The sequence below is a fragment of the Amycolatopsis sp. MJM2582 genome (assembly GCF_000754115.1).
GTDB classification, from domain to species: Bacteria; Actinomycetota; Actinomycetes; order Mycobacteriales; family Pseudonocardiaceae; genus Amycolatopsis; species Amycolatopsis japonica.
Window position 1 is genome coordinate 1 of sequence record NZ_JPLW01000010.1, and the last position, 17418, is coordinate 17418.

19 protein-coding genes and 1 pseudogene are annotated in these 17418 nt (G+C 69.1%); 12 read left to right on the forward strand and 8 right to left on the reverse strand.

All coding sequences use genetic code 11. The features are described from left to right. The first annotated feature begins 235 nt into the window (after positions 1 to 235). A complete protein-coding gene (locus ED92_RS39715; protein ID WP_037347898.1) occupies positions 236 to 1459 on the forward strand; it encodes an HNH endonuclease signature motif containing protein in 1224 nt (407 codons plus the stop codon). A gap of 268 nt (positions 1460 to 1727) precedes the next feature. Beyond that, a complete protein-coding gene (locus tag ED92_RS39720) occupies positions 1728 to 2435 on the forward strand; it encodes a hypothetical protein (protein ID WP_037347899.1) in 708 nt (235 codons plus the stop codon). A gap of 2 nt (positions 2436 to 2437) precedes the next feature. Here the strand turns inward: ED92_RS39720 and ED92_RS42860 are convergent, their stop codons facing one another. Together ED92_RS42860 and ED92_RS39725 are read right to left on the reverse strand one after the other, a co-directional pair. Further along, a complete protein-coding gene (locus tag ED92_RS42860; RefSeq protein WP_158073286.1) occupies positions 2438 to 2593 on the reverse strand; it encodes a hypothetical protein in 156 nt (51 codons plus the stop codon). Between the two features lie 2 nt (positions 2594 to 2595). Then, positions 2596 to 3135 carry a DoxX family protein gene (locus ED92_RS39725; protein WP_037348078.1) on the reverse strand — a complete coding sequence of 180 codons (540 nt, stop codon included), beginning with the start codon at positions 3133 to 3135 and terminating at the stop codon, positions 2596 to 2598. Positions 3136 to 3221: 86 nt separating this feature from the next. On the opposite strand from ED92_RS39725, the gene ED92_RS39730 reads away from it, so the two are divergent. Then, positions 3222 to 3758: a TetR/AcrR family transcriptional regulator gene (locus tag ED92_RS39730; RefSeq protein ID WP_037347900.1), complete on the forward strand. Its 537-nt coding sequence runs from the start codon at positions 3222 to 3224 to the stop codon at positions 3756 to 3758. 7 nt (positions 3759 to 3765) lie between these two features. On the opposite strand, the gene ED92_RS39735 is transcribed toward ED92_RS39730, so the two are convergent. Continuing rightward, positions 3766 to 4533: an SDR family oxidoreductase gene (locus ED92_RS39735; protein WP_037347902.1), complete on the reverse strand. Its 768-nt coding sequence runs from the start codon at positions 4531 to 4533 to the stop codon at positions 3766 to 3768. 167 nt (positions 4534 to 4700) lie between these two features. On the opposite strand from ED92_RS39735, the gene ED92_RS39740 reads away from it, so the two are divergent. From ED92_RS39740 to ED92_RS39750, 3 genes are all read left to right on the forward strand, one after another. Then, positions 4701 to 6224, forward strand: a complete 1524-nt coding sequence (locus ED92_RS39740) for a trypsin-like serine protease (RefSeq protein WP_037348081.1) — start codon at positions 4701 to 4703, stop codon at positions 6222 to 6224. A 112-nt stretch (positions 6225 to 6336) separates the two neighbouring features. After that, on the forward strand, positions 6337 to 6705 hold the full coding sequence (locus ED92_RS39745) for a YciI family protein (protein WP_037348084.1): 369 nt from the start codon (positions 6337 to 6339) through the stop codon (positions 6703 to 6705). Further along, entirely contained in the window at positions 6693 to 7913 is a 1221-nt protein-coding gene (locus ED92_RS39750; RefSeq protein WP_037347904.1) for an RNA polymerase sigma factor, read from the forward strand. Before ED92_RS39745 ends, ED92_RS39750 begins: the two co-directional genes overlap by 13 nt. On the opposite strand, the pseudogene ED92_RS39755 reads toward ED92_RS39750, so the two are convergent. Beyond that, positions 7903 to 8187: pseudogene (locus ED92_RS39755) on the reverse strand (MerR family DNA-binding protein); the annotation flags it as partial. The gene ED92_RS39750 and the pseudogene ED92_RS39755 sit on opposite strands and share 11 nt — an antisense overlap. A 184-nt stretch (positions 8188 to 8371) precedes the next feature. On the opposite strand from ED92_RS39755, the gene ED92_RS39760 reads away from it, so the two are divergent. The 3 genes from ED92_RS39760 (at position 8372) to ED92_RS39770 (ending at position 10924) form a co-directional block, all read left to right on the forward strand. Next, positions 8372 to 8905 (forward strand): antibiotic biosynthesis monooxygenase, encoded by a 534-nt coding sequence (locus ED92_RS39760; RefSeq protein WP_235213514.1) that lies wholly within the window; start codon positions 8372 to 8374, stop codon positions 8903 to 8905. After that, a complete protein-coding gene (locus tag ED92_RS39765) occupies positions 8902 to 9726 on the forward strand; it encodes an NAD(P)H-binding protein (RefSeq protein ID WP_037347905.1) in 825 nt (274 codons plus the stop codon). The genes ED92_RS39760 and ED92_RS39765 overlap by 4 nt, the downstream gene beginning before the upstream one ends. Positions 9727 to 9844: 118 nt before the next feature. Then, positions 9845 to 10924: a class I SAM-dependent methyltransferase gene (locus ED92_RS39770; protein WP_037347907.1), complete on the forward strand. Its 1080-nt coding sequence runs from the start codon at positions 9845 to 9847 to the stop codon at positions 10922 to 10924. Here ED92_RS39770 and ED92_RS39775 read toward each other — a convergent pair. Then, positions 10893 to 11777, reverse strand: coding sequence for a LysR family transcriptional regulator (locus ED92_RS39775; RefSeq protein ID WP_037347908.1), 885 nt, complete (start codon positions 11775 to 11777; stop codon positions 10893 to 10895). The genes ED92_RS39770 and ED92_RS39775 overlap by 32 nt on opposite strands. A gap of 70 nt (positions 11778 to 11847) precedes the next feature. On the opposite strand from ED92_RS39775, the gene ED92_RS39780 reads away from it, so the two are divergent. Further along, positions 11848 to 13182, forward strand: coding sequence for an FAD-binding oxidoreductase (locus ED92_RS39780; protein ID WP_037347911.1), 1335 nt, complete (start codon positions 11848 to 11850; stop codon positions 13180 to 13182). A gap of 97 nt (positions 13183 to 13279) precedes the next feature. Further along, positions 13280 to 14461, forward strand: coding sequence for an acyltransferase (locus tag ED92_RS39785; protein WP_037347913.1), 1182 nt, complete (start codon positions 13280 to 13282; stop codon positions 14459 to 14461). Between the two features lie 531 nt (positions 14462 to 14992). Here ED92_RS39785 and ED92_RS39790 read toward each other — a convergent pair. Genes ED92_RS39790 through ED92_RS39800 form a run of 3 tightly spaced genes read right to left on the reverse strand, consistent with a single transcriptional unit; the run spans position 14993 to position 16495 of the window. Then, positions 14993 to 15409 (reverse strand): nitroreductase family deazaflavin-dependent oxidoreductase, encoded by a 417-nt coding sequence (locus ED92_RS39790; RefSeq protein WP_037347915.1) that lies wholly within the window; start codon positions 15407 to 15409, stop codon positions 14993 to 14995. Positions 15410 to 15447: 38 nt separating this feature from the next. Continuing rightward, positions 15448 to 15798: a PLDc N-terminal domain-containing protein gene (locus ED92_RS39795; RefSeq protein ID WP_016337426.1), complete on the reverse strand. Its 351-nt coding sequence runs from the start codon at positions 15796 to 15798 to the stop codon at positions 15448 to 15450. Between the two features lie 37 nt (positions 15799 to 15835). Further along, positions 15836 to 16495, reverse strand: coding sequence for an oxidoreductase (locus ED92_RS39800; protein WP_052121312.1), 660 nt, complete (start codon positions 16493 to 16495; stop codon positions 15836 to 15838). A 72-nt stretch (positions 16496 to 16567) separates the two neighbouring features. Here ED92_RS39800 and ED92_RS39805 point away from each other — a divergent pair, with 72 nt between their 5' ends. Beyond that, complete coding sequence (locus ED92_RS39805; protein ID WP_037347918.1) at positions 16568 to 17416, forward strand: PaaX family transcriptional regulator C-terminal domain-containing protein; 849 nt, start codon at positions 16568 to 16570, stop codon at positions 17414 to 17416. Positions 17417 to 17418: the final 2 nt, after the last annotated feature.

Genomic DNA, 17418 nt, shown 5'->3' on the forward strand with positions numbered 1-17418 from the left:
GACTTCCCGCTGCCGATCAGGGATGCCACGGTGGCACTCGACGGTAGCTGAGCGGGGAACGCCGCTGTCCGATGTCCAGACTTCGGCCTGTGCACCGGATGGTGGGGTTTCCGGGAATCGGCGACATCGACAGTTCTATCGTTGCCGAAAATCGGCAATGCGTCTGCCGTTCGTGGGGCCGGGAATTGTCGGTGGTGGGTCGTAGGTTTGTGGGGTGGATACTCATTCCGCGCCTGTGGCGCTCTTGGAAAGCCTCACCGATCCCGAGGTGCTGGCCGCGGTGAACGATGCCGCGAATCTGTTGGACGACAAGGATTCTGTCGCGTTGGCGCAAGCCGCCTCGGCCGGGATCGTGCGCCTGGAAGCGGTCCGGTTTCGGGCGCTCGCGCAGTTGAACCGTCATCGTGAGGGTGCGCGGAGTGTGGCGCAGGAGGTCGCGCTTGAGTTGTCCCTTGTGGACAATCATGCGGGTGCGCTGGTCGTCGCCGCGGACGCGCTAGCCACCCGCCTGCCCCGCACGCTGAGTTTGATGGATGAGGGGAAGCTGGCCGGGTTCAGTGCGATGAAGGTCGCCACGGCCACCGTCTGGCTGTCGGATGAGGACGCTCGTGCGGTCGACGCCGTGCTGGAGGACCGGATCGGGGACAAGAACCCGGATCAGGTGCGGAAAGCCGCGAACCATGCGGCGAACACGATCGATCCCGAAGGTGCCGGTAAACGGGCCGAGCAGCACCGTGAAGGCCGTCGCCTCACGATGCGGCACGGTGAGACGGGGGTGGCGTCGATCGAGGTCGAGGATGGTCCGGTGGAGAAGGTCGCTGCCGCGTATCAGCGGATCGATCGCGAGGCGCGGGCTCTCAAGATCAAGGAGGAACCCCGCACTCTCGACCAGTTGCGGGCGGATGTCGCGCTCGATCTGCTGCTCGGCGGCCAAGGCGGCACGAGTGAGCGCAGCGAAGTGTTTCTCTATATGGATTTGTTCACCTATCTCGGCCTGAACGAGGATCCGGCGGAGCTGGCCGGACACGGCACGATTCCCGCCGCGCTGGCTCGGGAGATCGCCACGGGTGGGAACAGTGTGTTGCGGCGGATCATCACCGATCCGCTGTCCGGGCAAGTGCTCGATCTGGGCCGGGACCGGTACCGGCCGACCGTAGGTTTGGCCGAGTTCGTGCGGGTGCGGGACCGGGAGTGCCGAAGACCCGGCTGTCACCGCCCGGCGCAGGCGTGCGACATCGATCATGCGGTGCCGTGGCAGCACGGCGGGCACACCACCGACACCGACCTCATCGACCTCTGCCGCCGCGACCACCGATTGAAAGACGAAACCGGCTGGATCTATAAGCTCGCATCCGATGGCACTCTCACGATCACTACGCCCACCGGGCAGCGGTACGACAGCACACCCCCGCCTCTCCATGAACCTCGCCCGGCGGCCGACGAACCGCCACCGTTCTGAGCCCGTCGCCGGAAATCGGCGACAGGCGGGCCGGACTCAGCCACAAAACTGCCACTGACAGTCTCCCCGTTCCGACCCATAACCAAAACCGGTAACGGGCCCGACCGGGCCGAAGCTGCCGCCGACCGGTCTCTCTGTCTGAGCCTGTCGCCGGAAAACGGCGACAGCCACACCACAGCACCCACACGAAAACTCCACCCACGGTCTGACTCGCGAAATCGGCCCCTGACCCGATCCGCCCACCCACCGCGATCGGCACGCTCACAGCATGGAAACCGACCACGTCTTCCCCGGCCGCCGCATAGCCGCGGTCTCGATGATCCTCGGCCCGCTCCTGCTGCTCACCGGAACGCTACTGCGGTCACGCTTCAACTTCTTCTTCCCCGACCAGCTGAAAGCGATGAGCGAGCATCCCGCGCTGATGACCGCCGCGTACACGTGTTTCCTGGCGGGCAACGTCATGCTGTGGCCCGCGATGGTCGCCATCGCCACCAAGATCGGCCGTACCAAGCCCGCGTTGGCCGCTTGGGGTGGTCTGTTCGTCCTTTTCGGACTCTTCGAGCGGACCTTCCACGCCGGGATCGACCAAGCCGCCCTCAGCCTTGCCGAACGGCGCGGCGCCGGATTCACCGAGGGTGTGGTCAGCGAGTCGTACCAGGATCTGCATCTGTTCAGTTTTCTGTCGTTCACGATCATGTTCGGCTGGTACGTACTCGCGTTCGCCGCCTATCGGGCGAAAGTGCTCGGTGTCGCCGGGTCGATCGGGATGGCGACGATGGGACTTCTGCCGCTCGGGGTTTTGAAGGGCACCGAAATGGTGTCGATCATCGGCACCGCCGGACTTTGTCTCGCGTTGGTTCCGGCCGGTGTCCGCGCATTACTGGAAAGTCCCAAACCGAGCCGGCGGACGGTATTGCTCGCGGCGATCGCCGTTCCGGTGCTGGGCGGCCTCGCCTTCGCCAGCGCGCTGGGCTGAGTTCAGGCCAGCCGCGCGGGCGCTTTCCGGTCACCGGATTCGTGTTCGCGCCCCGCCGGGAGGCAGCTCATCAGCAGTACGACACCGACAGCACCGAGAAGCATGTGCCCGGCGAGGATGCACAGCCCACAGAATCCGATCCACAATGAGATCTTCATTCTCAGAGGGTAGGGCCGTTCTCGGCACCGGACCCCGAACTTGGGAAAGACTTAAGGTCTCCTTTGGGAAAAGGGTCTGTCCGGCGTATGCGCGCGTAATGCACCACCAGCGAAACCGCCGCGGCCAGGAAGACCACCTGCATCAGGCTCCGCGGCACCAGTTCGTCCATCGTCGAGGTCACCGGACCGTGCAGCGCCTTGTACACGTTCGCCGGGAACATCCCCAGCAGCAACAGCGTCAGCCCGGCGGACGCCCAAGGCGCCGTGCGCGACCACAGCATTCCCGCGGCGCCCGCGAGTTCGAGGACGCCGGTGACGGTGACCAGCAGCCCCGGCGCGGGCAGCGCGGGCGGCACCATCGCGACGAGTTCCTCGCGCATGCCGATGAAATGCGCGAGACCGGTGGTGACGAACAGTGCCGCGACACCGCCGCGCACGGCCACCGGCCAGGGTTTCAGCCGCTGGACGCCGAAGACGCCCAGCAGGGACAACGTCGCCGTGACGGCGATCAGCATCAGTACGGGTACGAGACCGGGATCCATGACCATGCCTCCGAAGCAACAGTGAATCTTTCCACTGACAAGATGCGCTCTTGCGGCCCATCTTGTCAATGACTAGATTCGTCGTCATGAGTCCCTACCACCACGGCGACCTCCGCCGGGCCGTGCTCGACGCCGCCGTCGCGGCCATCACCGAACACGGCCCGGCGGGGATCAGCCTCCGCGACCTCGCCCGGCGCGCGGGGGTCTCGCACGCCGGGCCGGTGCACCATTTCGGCGACAAGGCCGGGGTGCTCACCGCGCTGGCCGCCGAGGGGTTCGACCTGCTCGCGGAAGCGCTCGCGGCCGAGGGCGACCGGGACTTCGTCGAGGTCGGGGTGGCGTACGTGCGCTTCGCGATCGAGCATCGCGCGCATTTCGAGGTGATGTTCCGCCCCGAGCTCCACCGCGAGGACGACGAGGCGCTGACTGCGGCCCGTGACCGCGCGGGGACCCTGCTCACCAGCGGCGCGTCGTCGGTCAGCGACGACGCGATGGCGGGGGTCGCCGCGTGGTCGTTGATGCACGGGTTCGCGAACCTGTGGCTCACCGGCGCGCTGCGCGCCGAGCTCCAGGAGGATCCGGACACCGCCGCCCGCGCGATCGCCCGGATCCTGTTCCCCTGAAACCGGCTCAGACCTGCGCGGTGGGCATCACGGTGACCTGCTGGAGGTTCACCCGCGCCGGGAGCGAGGTCAGGAACGCCACGGTCTCGGCGATGTCCTCCGGCTTCAGCCAGGTCAGCGTTTCGCGCGCGCCGTCCAGCCACTCCAGGGCACCGGCGTCGGTGACGTGCCCCTGCAGTTCGGTCTCGACCAGGCCCGGCTCGATCGCCGCGACCCGCACCCCCTTCGGACCGAGGTCGGCGCGAAGGTTCTTCGACAGGTGCGTCACGTAGGCCTTCGAAGCGACGTACACGGCGAAGGAGGGGAAGACGGCCTGCGCGCCGATGGACGAGGTGTTCACCAGGTCCGCGACGCCCTTCTCGGCTGCCGAGGCGACCAGCTGCGGGACGAAGGCGCCGATGGCGTTCATAAGACCCGTCATGTTGACGTCGATCATGCGCTGCCAGTCGCCGGTGGCGAGTTCGTCGATCGGCGCGGCCAGCATCACGCCGGCGTTGTTGAACAGCAGATCCGCGCGGCCCAGTTTCGCTTCGACCTCGGCCGCGGCGGCCCGCATCGCGTCGGCGTCGGCGACGTCGGCCGCGAGTACGAGCGCGGTGCCGCCGTCGCGCTCGATCTCCTTGGCGAGGGTTTCGAGCCGGTCGGCCCGGCGGGCGACGAGTGCGACAGCCGCACCGGACGCGGCCAGCCGCCGGGCGGCCGCTTCGCCGATCCCGCTGGACGCTCCGGTGACGACGGCGACCCTGTTCGCGTGCGGTGCCGGGGAGTTCGTCATTTCTGTTTCTCCTAAGTGGACTCGGGGTGACAAGTCCAGAAAACCGGGCCGCGCGCGGAGATGGCACGGTCTGTTCAGCCTGGGTCCGGCAGTACCAGTCAGACCGCGCACGGAACTGTTACGTGCTCATCGAGTTCCGCGGACACGGACCGGCCAGCGTGATCCGCATGCGAATTCGATCCCTCGCGCTCGCGCTGATCCTGATGACGGCGACCGCCACCCCCGCGGCGGCCGTCATCGGCGGCACCGAGTCCACCACGCCCTACGACTTCATGGTCTCGCTTCAGTACGAGGCTCCCCGCTCGGACGGACATCGGTGCGGGGCGGTGCTCATCGCCCCGCAGTGGGCGGTCACCGCCGGCCATTGCGCCAACACCCCGAACGGCGCGACAGCGGGCGTCCCCCGCGGCTGGAAGGTCCGCGTCGGCTCGCTGGACACCACCGCCGGGGGTGAGATCACCGACGTCGACAAGTTCTACCGTCGCCACCTCTCCTACAACCCGCCCGGTGAGGACATCGCGCTGCTGCACCTGCGCGATCCCGTGCGAGCCAAGCCCATCCGGCTCGCCGGGAGCAGTCCCGCCGTGGGAACCCCCGTCCGCATCCTCGGCTGGGGCGCGGCGTCGACCGGCTGCGGCGACTTCGCCGACCCGAAGTGCTACCCGAGCAAGCTGCGTGAAGCTGACACCGAGGTCGTGCCGCTCGACCGCTGCTGGGACGACGACGGGCACACCCTGCCGTTGTGCGTCGGCCGCACCGATCCCCCGGTCGGACCGGGGATGACGGATTCCGGCGGTCCCGCCCTGGTCCGTTCGGGCGACGGCTGGGCGCTGGCGGGAACGGTCATCGGACCGGGTATCCGGGGCGCCGACTTCCCCGACATGTACACCGACGTCGCGAAGAACTCGGCCTGGATCAACGGCATCGTGACCGGCACCGACGTCCCGCCGGACGACCCCGGCCCGGACGTGGAGGGCACGGCCGCGGTGGGCGACTGCAACGGCGCGGTGGTGCGTGCCGCCTCCGCCCGTCCCCACGATCCGGCGCTGGTGCTGACCAACGGCCACTGCGTGCCGAGCGGACGGCCCGCACCGGGGAAGGCCCTGGTCGACCGGCCCGCCGACCTGCCCCGCCCGGTCACCATCGCCGGCCGGGACGGTTACCCGAAGGCCAGTGCCCGCGCCACCCGATTGGTGTACGCGACGATGACCGGCACCGACGTCGCCCTGTACCGGCTCGACAAGACCTACGCCCAGCTGGCCAGGGAGGGCGCGAAGGTCTTCCGGCTGGCCACCAGCCCGATGCGCGCCGGGGACCGGCTGCTCATGTCCTACGCCAGCGGCCGCCCGCGATGCACGATCGAGGCGGTGGTGCCGCACCTGCGTGAGGCGGGGTACCAGCAGGACGACGCGGTCCGCTACACCCAGAGCGACACCTGCGTGAGCAGGCCCGGCCGCTCCGGCGCGGCGCTTTTGACCCTCGACACGAATACGGTGATGGGTATCAACAACACCCACAGCCGGGACGGTGAGCGATGCACCGAGGGCAACCCGTGCGAGGTCGGCCGGGACGGGACCGTGACCGCGGTGAAGGGCCGCGGCTACGGCCAGCAGGTCCACCGGATCTCCGCCTGCCTGAGCAAGGGTTCACGGCTCGACCTGTCCCGCCCCGGCTGCCGGCTGCCCGCCTGACCTGCGACGAAATGCGGGGAAAGAAAAAAACCGGAAAGATCGCCGTCGCTGTCGAATCGGCGGGTCGCCCTTCGTATAGGGAGTGAAAGACCGCACGAACGAGGAGGACGCCATGACCCAGTACCTGATCAGCCTCTATCACCCCGACGGCCCTCTCCCGCCGCCGGAGTTCCTCGAGCCGGTGATGCGCAAGATCCAGGCGCTCAACGACGAGATGAAGTCCGCCGGGGTGTGGGTGTTCGCCGCCGGTCTGCACCCGCCGACCACGGCGACCGTGCTGCGGGCGACGGAGAACGGGCAGATCGCGACGATCGACGGCCCGTACCTGGAAGGCAAGGAACATCTGGGCGGTTTCACCATCGTCGAGGTGCCGGATCTGGACGCCGCGCTCGACTGGGGCCGCCGGGTCGCCGAGATCACCTATCTCCCGGTCGAGGTCCGGCCGTTCCAGGGTGTGGAAGACCCTTCGTGCGTCCCCTGACCTCCGAAGACATCGGCCGCGTCTTCGCACAGGAGTACGGCCGCGCGGTATCCGTGCTGGTCCGCGTCTTCGGCAGCATCGACATCGCCGAAGACGCGGTCCAGGACGCCTTCGCCGAGGCGGTGGACCGGTGGCCGTCCAGCGGTCCACCGCCGAGCCCGGCGGGCTGGATCATCACGACCGCCCGCAACAAGGCCGTCGACCGGCTGCGCCGGGAAGCCGCGCGCGACGACAAGCACGCCCAGGCCGCGCTGCTCAACGCGGACAGTGAACCAGTGGAGGAGGGCCCGGTGCGCGACGACCGCCTACGGCTGATCTTCACCTGCTGTCACCCCGCGCTGGCCGTCCCCGCGCAGGTCGCGCTGACGCTGAAACTGCTGGGCGGCTTGACCACCGCCGAAATCGCGCACGCGTTCTTCGTCCCCGAGACGACGATGGCCCAGCGGCTGGTGCGTGCGAAGGGCAAGATCCGCGACGCGAAGATCCCGTATCGCGTCCCCGGCGACGCCGACCTGCCGGACCGGCTGCGTTCGGTGCTCGCCGTGATCTACCTCGTGTTCAACGAGGGCTACGCGGCCAGTTCCGGTGAGCGGCTGGTGCGCGAGGACCTGTGCGCCGAGGCGATCCAGCTCGGCAGGCTGCTGGCCGGCCTCATGCCCGACGAACCGGAGGCCACCGGGCTGCTGGCGCTGATGCTGCTCACCGAATCGCGCCGCGCCGCCCGGACCGGTGAAGACGGCGAGGTCGTGCTGCTGGCGGAGCAGGACCGGTCACGCTGGGACCGGGCGCTCATCGCCGAAGGACAGACGCTGGTCCGCGCCTGCCTGCGCCGGAACCAGCCGGGGCCGTACCAGATCCAGGCGGCGATCAACGCCGTCCACAGCGACGCCGCCGACACGGCGAGCACCGACTGGGCGCAGGTCGTCGAGCTGTACGACCTGCTGCTCGCGATGAATCCGACGCCGATCGTGGCGCTCAACCGGGCCGTCGCGGTCGCCGAGGTACGCGGCCCGGAGAAGGCGCTCGACGTGATCGACGCCCTCGACCTGGAGGGATACCACCTCTATCACGCCATCCGCGCCGATCTGCTGCATCGCGCGGGCCGGACGACCGAAGCCGCCCAGGAGTACGAAGAGGCGATCCGGCAGGCGGGGAACAGCGCCGAACGACGGCTGCTGGAACGAAAACTGGCCGTGCTCAGTCGGTGATCAGCCGCGCCGGGCCGGGCCCCTTGGCGGCGAGGAAGTCGCCGGGGTTCACCAGCACGCACTGATCGAAGGACAGGCAGCCGCAGCCGATGCATTCGGTGAACCGGTCCCGCATGCACTCCAGCTGCTCGATGCGTTTGTTCAGCTCGGCGCTCCAGCAAGCGGATGCCCGCCGCCAGAACGCGTGATCCGGCGCGGCGCCCTCGGGCAGGAAGTCGAGCACGCCGCCGATCACCTCGAGCGGGATGCCGAGATGGTGCGACGCGCGGATGAACGCGACGAGGCGAAGTGTGCTCTGCGCCGCGACAGCCCCCGATGGGGAGTTCGGACATGCCCGTGATCCTAGCTTGACTTGAACCCTTGTTTAAGTTTCATGCTGGAGGCATGACAGTACAGGGGACCTCCGAAATGACCATCCACAAAGGACATTGGCCGACACCCGATGACGCGACGTCGTCGTGGCTCGGGAATGGCCGGACGCCGACGCGGCACGGGCGGCGTACAAGAGCCACGACGGGCTCATTTCCTTCACCGCGTACGAAGGCATCGACCACGACGGCGCCTTCACTTACGAGCAGTGGACCAGCGAAGACGCCATCCAGAACCTGGACGGCGCGCCCGTGTTCCAGCTCTACCGCGGCCACCGCGGCGAAGGAACGCCAGGCTGCCTCGTGATCGTCTCGGTCGAGTTCGAAGGACCCGACGAACGGCGGCAACGCGACTGGATCGACCTCGTCTTCGAAGCCCTGGCGTCCGAACCCGCGCGCCCCAAGGGCGGGATCTCGGGGTACTTCCACGTGAGCACCGACGGGACCCGCGTGCTGAACTACGCCGAATGGGTCAGCGCCGAAGCCCACCTCGCCGCGCTCGCGGCCCCCGGCGCCGACGGCATCGGGACGACGGACGCGTGGAAGAAGGTGCAGACCTACCCGGGCATGTCGGGCGGGTCGGTCAAGCGGTACCGCCCGGTCTTCTCGGCGGTGGCGGCATGAAGCCGATCCTGGTCGCCGGTGCGACGGGCAACGTCGGTTCACAGGTGGTCGCCCAGCTGCGCGAACGGGATGTCCCGGTCCGGCCGCTGAGCCGGAACCCACCACCGGACGGCGTCCGCGGCGATCTGGCGAAACCGGAAACGATCGCACCGGCGCTCGACGGCGTCGACACCGTGTTCCTGATGCTCTCCGGCGCCGCCGAGGCCCTGGTGCCGACGGTGTCGTTGCTCGGGGAACGGGTGAACCGTGTGGTGTTCCTTTCTTCGGGCGCCGTCGACGATTCACTGGCGGAGCAGGACAACGCCATCGGCGCCTGGCATCGCACCGTCGAAGAGGCGATCGAAGCCGCGGGCGTGGAGTGGACCTTCCTGCGGCCGCACGCGTTCGCGACCAACACCCTCGGCTGGGCGCCGTCGATCCGCACGGACGGCGTCGTCCGCGGCGCGTACGGCGAGGCGTCGATGCCGCTGATCCACGAGAAGGACATCGCCGCGGTGGCCGTCGAAGCGCTGACCGGCGACGGGCACGCCGGAGCGAAGTACACGCTCACCGGAACGCGGCCGTTCACGCAGGCCGAACAGGTCCGCGTCATCGGGGAGGCGGCGGGCCGCCCGGCGCGCTGGGAGGAACTCCCGCTCGACGAAGCCCGTGCCGCACTGCTCACCAGGATGCCGGACTTCGTCGTCGACACGATGCTGACCGGATTCCGGGAGCTGGTGACGAAACCGGGCGAGGTCACCTCGACCGTCCAGGACGTCACCGGCAGGCCGGGCCTGGACTTCGAGGTCTGGGCGGCCGATCACGCCGCGTCGTTCCGCTAAACTCGGCTACGTGTCGACACCGGTTCATGCCGCGACGGTCCACTAACCGCCGTTCCTGAAATCACCCCACGGAGCCCGCGGGGTCTCTTCGCCGCGGGCGAAAACAGGAACGGAAACCATGAACCCCCTGTCCACAAAGGACGGTGGTCGGCGCTGGCTGACCACCGTCGGCACGAAACGCCCCGAACGTCTCGTCGACGTCGACGATCGCATCACCGCCGACGAGGCGTTCCGGCTCGCCGTGTCCGGCACCGGACTCGTCTGGTACGGCGACTTCCCCGGCGCACGGAATCTGCTCGCCGCGTTGTCCCGGCGATGCGGTACGGCGGCGGGGAAAACCTTTCGGGACCAGCGGAACCAGCGGTCGCGCCGGGCGCGGATCCTCGGCAGGCTGCTGGTCCCGCTGGATCCGGGCCACGTCCTGCCGTTGCGCCGCGGACCGGACGTCCGCGAGGCCTGCACCGAGGTCTACGGACCGTCCGAGGCCGCGTCGCTGGTCTCGTTGCGCGAACTGCTCGGTGTCGTCGGCGCGCACGAATGGCGGGTGAAGGGCGTCGAGATCCCGGCGCTCGGCGCGAGGATCCACCCGCACCACGGGGTCTTCTCCCCCGTCCGCGGCGAGTACATCGATCTGGTGGCGAGAACTCCGTTGCCCACCAAGGAACTCGCCTTCGACATCGGCACCGGGACCGGTGTGCTCGCCGCCGTCCTCGCGCATCGGGGAGTCGAACACGTGGTGGCGACGGACAACGAACCCCGCGCGCTCGCCTGCGCGCGGGAGAACTTCGCCCGGCTCGGCTTCGACGGGGTCGAAACCCTTGAGGCGGACGTGTTCCCGCCGGGCCGCGCACCGCTGATCGTCTGCAATCCGCCCTGGCTGCCCGCCCGCGCGCACACCCCGCTCGAACGCGCCGTCTACGACCCGGGAAGCCGGATGCTGAAGGCGTTCCTCGACCGGCTGCCGCGGCACCTCGAACCCGGCGGGGAGGGCTGGCTGATCATCTCCGACCTCGCCGAACTGCTGGGTCTGCGCCGTCGCGAAGACCTGCTCGGCGCCTTCGAGCGGTCCGGCCTCGAAGTCGTGGGCAGGGAGGACATCCGGCCGAGGCATCGACGAGCCGACGCGAAGGAGGTGACTTCGCTGTGGCGACTGAAAACGGGGCGGCTCACAACCCGAGCAGCGCCCGTGCCTGACTGATGAACACGCGGGCGGCGGGGCTGACCGGCCCCTCCGTCCGCCAGGCCAGCGCCAGTTTCGCGCGCAATCCGGCCGGCCGCGTGATCTTCATGGCGTGCAGTTTCGTGTAATGCGTCGCCAGCGACATCGGCACCACGGCGACCCCGAGCCCGCGCCCGACCAGTTCGGCGACGACGTTCGGATCGCCCGCCTCCAGCGTCACCCGCGGCTGCACGCCGTCGGCGAGGAACGCCGCGTCGACGATCGCGCGCATGCCGGTGCCCTTCGGCAGGCTCACCAGCGACCGGCTTTCCAGTTCCGACAACGTGATCGTGGCCTGTCCGGTGAGCGGATCGTCCGGCCCGGAGATGGCGACCATCGGCTCGTCGAGGACGACCTCCAGCCCGATCCCCGGCGGTGGTTCGCCGGAGACCCCGATCAGCGCGACGTCGAACCGGCCGTCGGCGACGCCCGCGAGCAGGACGTCGGAGGTCGCCTCGGCGAGCGTGATGTCGACGGCCGGATGCCGCTCGTGGAAACGCGCGAGCAGATCCGGCAGGTTGACCGGGCCGCGCGAGGACACCATGCCCATCGCGACCTGGCCGCGGACCAGGCCGGTGAGATCGTCGACCGCCTGCCGCACCCCGGCGACGGCGGCGAGCGCGGCCCTGGCGTGCGGGAGCGCGGCGGCGCCGACCTCGGTCAGCCGCACCGCCCTGGCCGACCGGTCGAGCAGCGGCTGCCCGAGTTCGCGTTCGAGGCGGCGGATCTGGGCACTGACGCCGGGCTGCGCGACGTGCAGCCGCTCGGCGGCGCGGGTGAAGTTCGCTTCCTCGGCGACCGCGACGAAGTATTCGAGCTGACGCAGTTCCATAACCGATGATTCTAGTTGCCAGACAAACCAGATCTTGGACTTCTGGCCGAATCGGGATCACGCTGGTCCCATGACCACGATGCTCCGCTCCGGCGACCCGGAATACGACAACGAACTCGCCGGTTTCCAGACCGCGGTACCCCGCCGGCCCGACGTCATCGTGCCCGCCGCTTCGGCCGCCGACGTCGTCGAGGCCGTCCGTCACGCGGCCGAGCACGATCTCCCGATCGCCGTCCACTCCACCGGGCACGGCGTGGGCGTCCCCTTCGAGGGCGGCGTCCTCGTCACCACCCACCGCATGACCGGGATCCGGATCGAGGACGGCGTCGCACGGGTCGACGCGGGCGTGCGCTGGAGTGCGGTCATCGAGGCGGCCGCGAAGCACGGGCTCGCGCCGCTGAGCGGTTCCTTCCCCGGCGTCGGCGTCGTCGGCTACACCCTCGGCGGCGGGTTCAGCCTGCTCGGCCGCAAGTACGGGCTGGCCGCCGACCAGGTGACCGCGATCGAGGTCGTCACCGCCGACGGCGAACTCCGCCGCGCCACCCCGGACACCGAAAGCGACCTGTTCTGGGCGCTGCGCGGCGGCCGCGACAATTTCGGGATCGTCACCGCGCTGGAGTTCCGGCTCGTCCCGGTCACCCGGCTGTACGGCGGGAGCCTGCAGTTCGGCACCGAATCGCTCTCCGCCGTACTCCACGCCTGGCGCGATTGGGCGGCGGACCTGCCGCGCGAGATGACGTCGTCGCTGGGCATGGTCCCGATGCCCGACCTGCCGATGGTGCCCGAGCCGCTGCGCGGGCAGCACGTCGCGCAGATCCGCATCGCCTACCTCGGCGATGCCGCCGAGGGCGAACGCCTGGTCGCCCCGCTGCGCGCCGCCGCCCCCGTGCTGGGTGACACGCTCGCCGAGATCCCCTTCACCGAATCGGGGAAGATCGCGAACGAGCCGCCGTTCCCGCACGGCTACCGCGCCGACAACGCCACCGTGTCCGAACTGGACGACACGATGCTCGACGCGATCCTCGAACACGCCGGCCCCGGCGCCCCGGTGCCGACCGTCGTCCTGCTGGACCTGCTCGGCGGCGCGCTGTCCGACCTGCCCGAGCACCCCGGCGTCGGCTGGGACCGCGAAGCCCGTTTCACCGTCCGCGCACTGTCCGTCGTGGACGACGCGGGCATGGCCGAGATCAAGGCGGCCCACGGGAAGCTGTTCGACGCGCTGAAGCCCAAGTCGACCGGCAAGCTCCTGACCTTCGTCTATGGCGACAGCGGCGCGGGCGACGAAGCGGCCAAGGTGTACTCCCCGGCCGATCTGCGGCGGCTCGCCGAGGTCAAGGCGGCCGTCGATCCGGCGAACCGGTTCCGGCTGACCCATAACGTCGAACCCGCGCGTGACGCTGGGTGATCTCCGAAATCCGCTGGTGGGAGGCCCCGAGCCGGGGCGAGGGCACAGTGGGCGGCACCCGTATACTTCCGGGCCGATACCGCCATTAGGGGGCACTGTGCGCACTTTGGACCATGACGAGTTCCTCGCCATGCGTCGGTTCCCCGCGCTCGACGGGCTGCGCGCGATCGCGGCCACCATCGTGATCCTCTTCCACTTCGCGGGTCCGAAGTGGAGCTGGCTGTCCGGCTGGGTCGGTGTCTACATCTTCTTCGTGCTGTCCGGTTTCCTGATCACGACGCTGCTGCTGCGTGAGCAGGACCGGACCGGCCGGATCTCGCTTTCGGCGTTCTACCTGCGACGGGTGTTCCGGATCCTGCCGCCCTACCTGGTGATCCTCGGCGGGATCATCGTGTTCGTGTGGCTGCGCGGGGAGTTCTTCACCCGCGACTTCCCGCACGCGCTGAAGTACTACCTGACCTTCTTCAACGAGTTCCTGCCCGGCAGCAAGCCGAACGGCCCGGACAACTTCTTCAGCGGCTCGTGGACGCTGGGCATCGAGGAGAAGTTCTACCTGTTCTGGCCGTTCCTGCTGGTGGTCGCGGGTGCCGTCGGGCTGGCCGCGGCCTGGCGCAAGCTCGCGCTGGCGATCGCCGCGTTCGCGCTGATGGCCGGGCTGGTCGGGGTCACCAGCGGCTGGGTGCTCAACGGGCCGCAGGTGCCGATCTACCGCTCGACCGTGCACTACGCGATCCTGCTGATCGGCTGCGTGCTGGCGATCGCGATGCACTACCGCCGGTCCTACGCGGTGATCAAACCGCTGACCCATCCGCTCGCGGCGATCCCGGTGTTCGGCGCGTTCGCCGTGCTGCACGTCAACATGGAAAGCCTGTGGTGGGAGACCGGCAGCAACCTCGGCCTGCTGATCGCCTACGGCCTGCTCTCGGCGATGTTGCTGGTGGTGCTGGTCTCGCCGGGGCCGCTTCGCTGGCTGCTGGCGACGAAGGTGATGCGCTTCGTCGGTGAGCGCTCGTACTCGCTCTACCTGCTGCAGGGCCCGGTGCACTTCGCCGTGGTCGCGGCGATCCCGCCGCTGGGCGAGCACCGGATGATCAGCGCGTTGACCGTGTTCGCGGTCGGGCTCGGGATCGCGGACCTCATCCACCGCTGGGTGGAGCAGCCGATGATCCTCACCGGCAAGAAGCTGATCGCGCGCCGCCAGGAGCGCAAGGCGCTGCGCGCGGCCGAAGCCGAGCTCAAGCGCCCGGACGCCGTCGAAGCCCCGAGCGGCGCACGCTGACCCCTCGCGTTTCGTCCTCTGAATGCGGTAGTTGCACGCGCAAGTACCGCGTCGATGCAGTTGGTCGTGAGTGGCGTTTCGGGTTCTAACCCGAAACGCCACTCACGACCACGCGGCACGCACTCACGTGATCGAAGCCGGAACTCGCGTGATTGAAGGCGGAACTCGCGAGTGCGGCCTCCAGTCACGCGAGTCACGTCCCTGATCACGCGAGTTCCGCCTTGGCTCACACCGCGCGCCTGTGTGCCTAGTCCGTGAAGGCCTCCTTGAGGGACCCCGGGTCCCTCAAGGAGGGCCTTCACGGACTTCGGACCGGTAGGTACAGAGGACAGGGTTCTGACCCGAAACGCCACTCACGACCAATATCCGCCCGAGGTGAAGGCTCCCTTTGCCGCATCGGACGCGGTGAAGGGAGCCTTCAGCCCACGCACGATCGGCCGACCCGAGCGGCGCGCGCTGACCCCTCGCGTTTCGTCCTCTGAATGCGGTAGTTGCACGCGCAAGTACCGCATCCAGAGGACTGAATGCGAATCAGCGCGAGATGGTGACGATCGGGATCACCCGGTCGGTCTTCTGCTCGTAGTCCGCGAAGCCCGGCATCAGGCTGACCATCTTCGCGTACAGACGGTCACGCTCGGCGCGGTCTTCGAGGACGACGGTCGCGGTCGCCTCGAACTTCTCCGTGCCCACCTCGATGGTGACCTTCGGGTTCGCGACGATGTTGTGGTACCAGGCCGGGTTCTTGTCCGCCCCGGCGTACGACGCGGCGACGATGTACTTGCCGTCCTCCTGCGCGTACGCGAGCGGCGACGTGCGCGGTTCGCCGCTCTTCGCCCCGATGGTGGTGAGCAGCAGCAGCGAGCCGCCCTCGAACGGACCGCCCACCTTCCCCTCGTTCTCGCGGAACTCCTTGATGATGTTCTTGTTCCAGTCGAGTGCTTCGGACATTCCTCTTCCTCCAGTGTCGATCTCTCCGCCGAGGCTACTCAGCCTTCACGGGCCTTGCGGCGCTGCTCCTCGGCGCGCTCCCGGCACTTACGGAGGAACTCTTCGTCGTCGGCCGCGCTCGTCGCGGCGAAGCGGCCCGGACGGTCGTACTCCGGGAACGCCGGCGTCTCCCGTTCGTACCGTCCGCGCGGCGCGCGGGCGGCGTGCTGCGGACGCCCGGCGACCAGCCAGACGATCGAGCCGATCAGCGGGACGATCAGCACCAGCAGCAGCCACATCCCCTTCGGCATGTTGCGGCACGATCCCTCGTCCGTGGTGATCACGTCGACGATGCAGAAGATCCACAGACCGAGCGTGAGAACGCCGAAGAAACCATTGAAATACAGCATCGAAAGACTCCCCAGTTCCAGATGACCGGGGTAAGTCTTAGCACAGCAGGGCGTCGAGAATCCCCGCGGCCACTTGCCGCGCCGACGCCTCCCCTGGGCAGTGTTTCGGCCCTGCTCCGAACGGATGCTCCGACAGGTCCACCTCGACCACCTCGCCGCCGACCCACCTCCGGGTGATCCGAACCGGCGGATCCTCACGCAGCACGCGGTCGATCAGGCTTTCGGCGTCCTCACCGGGCCGATGGGCGGCCAGCGCCTTGCCGAGCAGCTTCGCCGTCGCGTCGCAGGCCTGCACCAGGAGCCCGATCCGCGCGGCCGTCCGCTCGTCGGCGGCACCGCCGCAGGCCTCGACCAGCCGCCGCATGGCTTCCTCGGCGTCGTCCCCGATTTCCGTATGCGGGTGGTAGGCGGCGGAAACCGTCGCGATATCGCGGGAAACGTCGGGCAGGCCGAGTTCCGCGGCGAGTACGGCGACCGGAACCCGCTCCACTTCGTCCCGCATCGCCTTGGCGAGCGTGAAAGCCTTGTCCCGCAAAGAGCCCATCGGCGCCAGCTCGGTGAGCACGAGCGCTCGCCGCCGCGCGTGGTCCTCCGGGCGGCTGAACCGGGCGACGTTCGCCCGCAACCACCGGACGCCACCCAGCTCGACGTCCTGGGGCACCGGCGGAACGGGGGCTTCGATCAGGGGATTCTCCATACCGTGACGCTAAGTGCGGAACGCTTCGGTCACGACCGAAACATGAGCTCATCGCCGTTGTATGGTGACCGGGTGACGGCCGTGTCGGAGGCAACCGAAGTCGACGGCGCGGGGCGAACGGCGCAACCGCGCCAGCTGATCGTGACCGTGTACGGCCTCTACTCGCGCGGCGAGGGCGGCTGGCTCTCCGTCCGTTCCCTGATCGACCTGCTGGCCGTTGTGGACGTCGAGGAACCGGCCGTCCGGTCGTCGATCTCCCGGTTGAAGCGGCGCGGGATCCTGTCCGCGGTGCGCCGCGACGGGGCCGCCGGGTACGAGCTTTCCGAGACCGCGCTGGCGATCCTGCGCGAAGGCGACGAGCGGATCTTCCGCCGCGAACGCGCCACCCCCGGCGACGGCTGGCTGCTCGCGGTGTTCTCCGTCCCGGAGGCCGAACGGCACAAAAGGCACGTTCTGCGCACGCAACTGGCCCGGCTCGGTTTCGGGACCGCGTCGTCCGGCGTCTGGATCGCGCCCTCGCATCTGCGTGACGCGACGTCCGACATGCTCCGCCGGCTCGAACTCGAGGGCTACGCCGATCTCTTCCACGCCGAGCACCTCGCGTTCGGCGACGTGCGGGAGAAGATCCGCGAGTGGTGGGACCTCGACCAGCTCGAAGCGCTGTACACCGCCTTCGTCGACGAGCACGCGGCCGCGCTCCGGCGGTGGCAGCGGCGCAAGACCACGGACGAGGCCGAAGCGTTCGCCGACTACGTCCGGGTGCTGACCGACTGGCGGCGGCTGCCGTACCTCGACCCGGGCCTGCCCGCCGAACTGCTGCCGCCGGGCTGGGCCGGGATCCGGGCCGCCGACCTGTTCTTCACGCTGCACTCGCGGCTGGGCGAGGCCGCGGCCGCGCACGTCTCGCGCACACTGCCCTAAAC

Coding starts and splice junctions, on each gene's coding strand:
- ED92_RS42860 (WP_158073286.1), bottom strand. CDS start 2,593: ATGAAGATCTCATTGTGGATCGGATTCTGTGGGCTGTGCATCCTCGCC.
- ED92_RS39745 (WP_037348084.1), top strand. CDS start 6,337: ATGACCCAGTACCTGATCAGCCTCTATCACCCCGACGGCCCTCTCCCG.
- ED92_RS39740 (WP_037348081.1), top strand. CDS start 4,701: ATGCGAATTCGATCCCTCGCGCTCGCGCTGATCCTGATGACGGCGACC.
- ED92_RS39790 (WP_037347915.1), bottom strand. CDS start 15,409: ATGTCCGAAGCACTCGACTGGAACAAGAACATCATCAAGGAGTTCCGC.
- ED92_RS39730 (WP_037347900.1), top strand. CDS start 3,222: ATGAGTCCCTACCACCACGGCGACCTCCGCCGGGCCGTGCTCGACGCC.
- ED92_RS39720 (WP_037347899.1), top strand. CDS start 1,728: ATGGAAACCGACCACGTCTTCCCCGGCCGCCGCATAGCCGCGGTCTCG.
- ED92_RS39765 (WP_037347905.1), top strand. CDS start 8,902: ATGAAGCCGATCCTGGTCGCCGGTGCGACGGGCAACGTCGGTTCACAG.
- ED92_RS39780 (WP_037347911.1), top strand. CDS start 11,848: ATGACCACGATGCTCCGCTCCGGCGACCCGGAATACGACAACGAACTC.
- ED92_RS39735 (WP_037347902.1), bottom strand. CDS start 4,533: ATGACGAACTCCCCGGCACCGCACGCGAACAGGGTCGCCGTCGTCACC.
- ED92_RS39795 (WP_016337426.1), bottom strand. CDS start 15,798: ATGCTGTATTTCAATGGTTTCTTCGGCGTTCTCACGCTCGGTCTGTGG.
- ED92_RS39770 (WP_037347907.1), top strand. CDS start 9,845: ATGAACCCCCTGTCCACAAAGGACGGTGGTCGGCGCTGGCTGACCACC.
- ED92_RS39775 (WP_037347908.1), bottom strand. CDS start 11,777: ATGGAACTGCGTCAGCTCGAATACTTCGTCGCGGTCGCCGAGGAAGCG.
- ED92_RS39725 (WP_037348078.1), bottom strand. CDS start 3,135: ATGGATCCCGGTCTCGTACCCGTACTGATGCTGATCGCCGTCACGGCG.
- ED92_RS39800 (WP_052121312.1), bottom strand. CDS start 16,495: ATGGAGAATCCCCTGATCGAAGCCCCCGTTCCGCCGGTGCCCCAGGAC.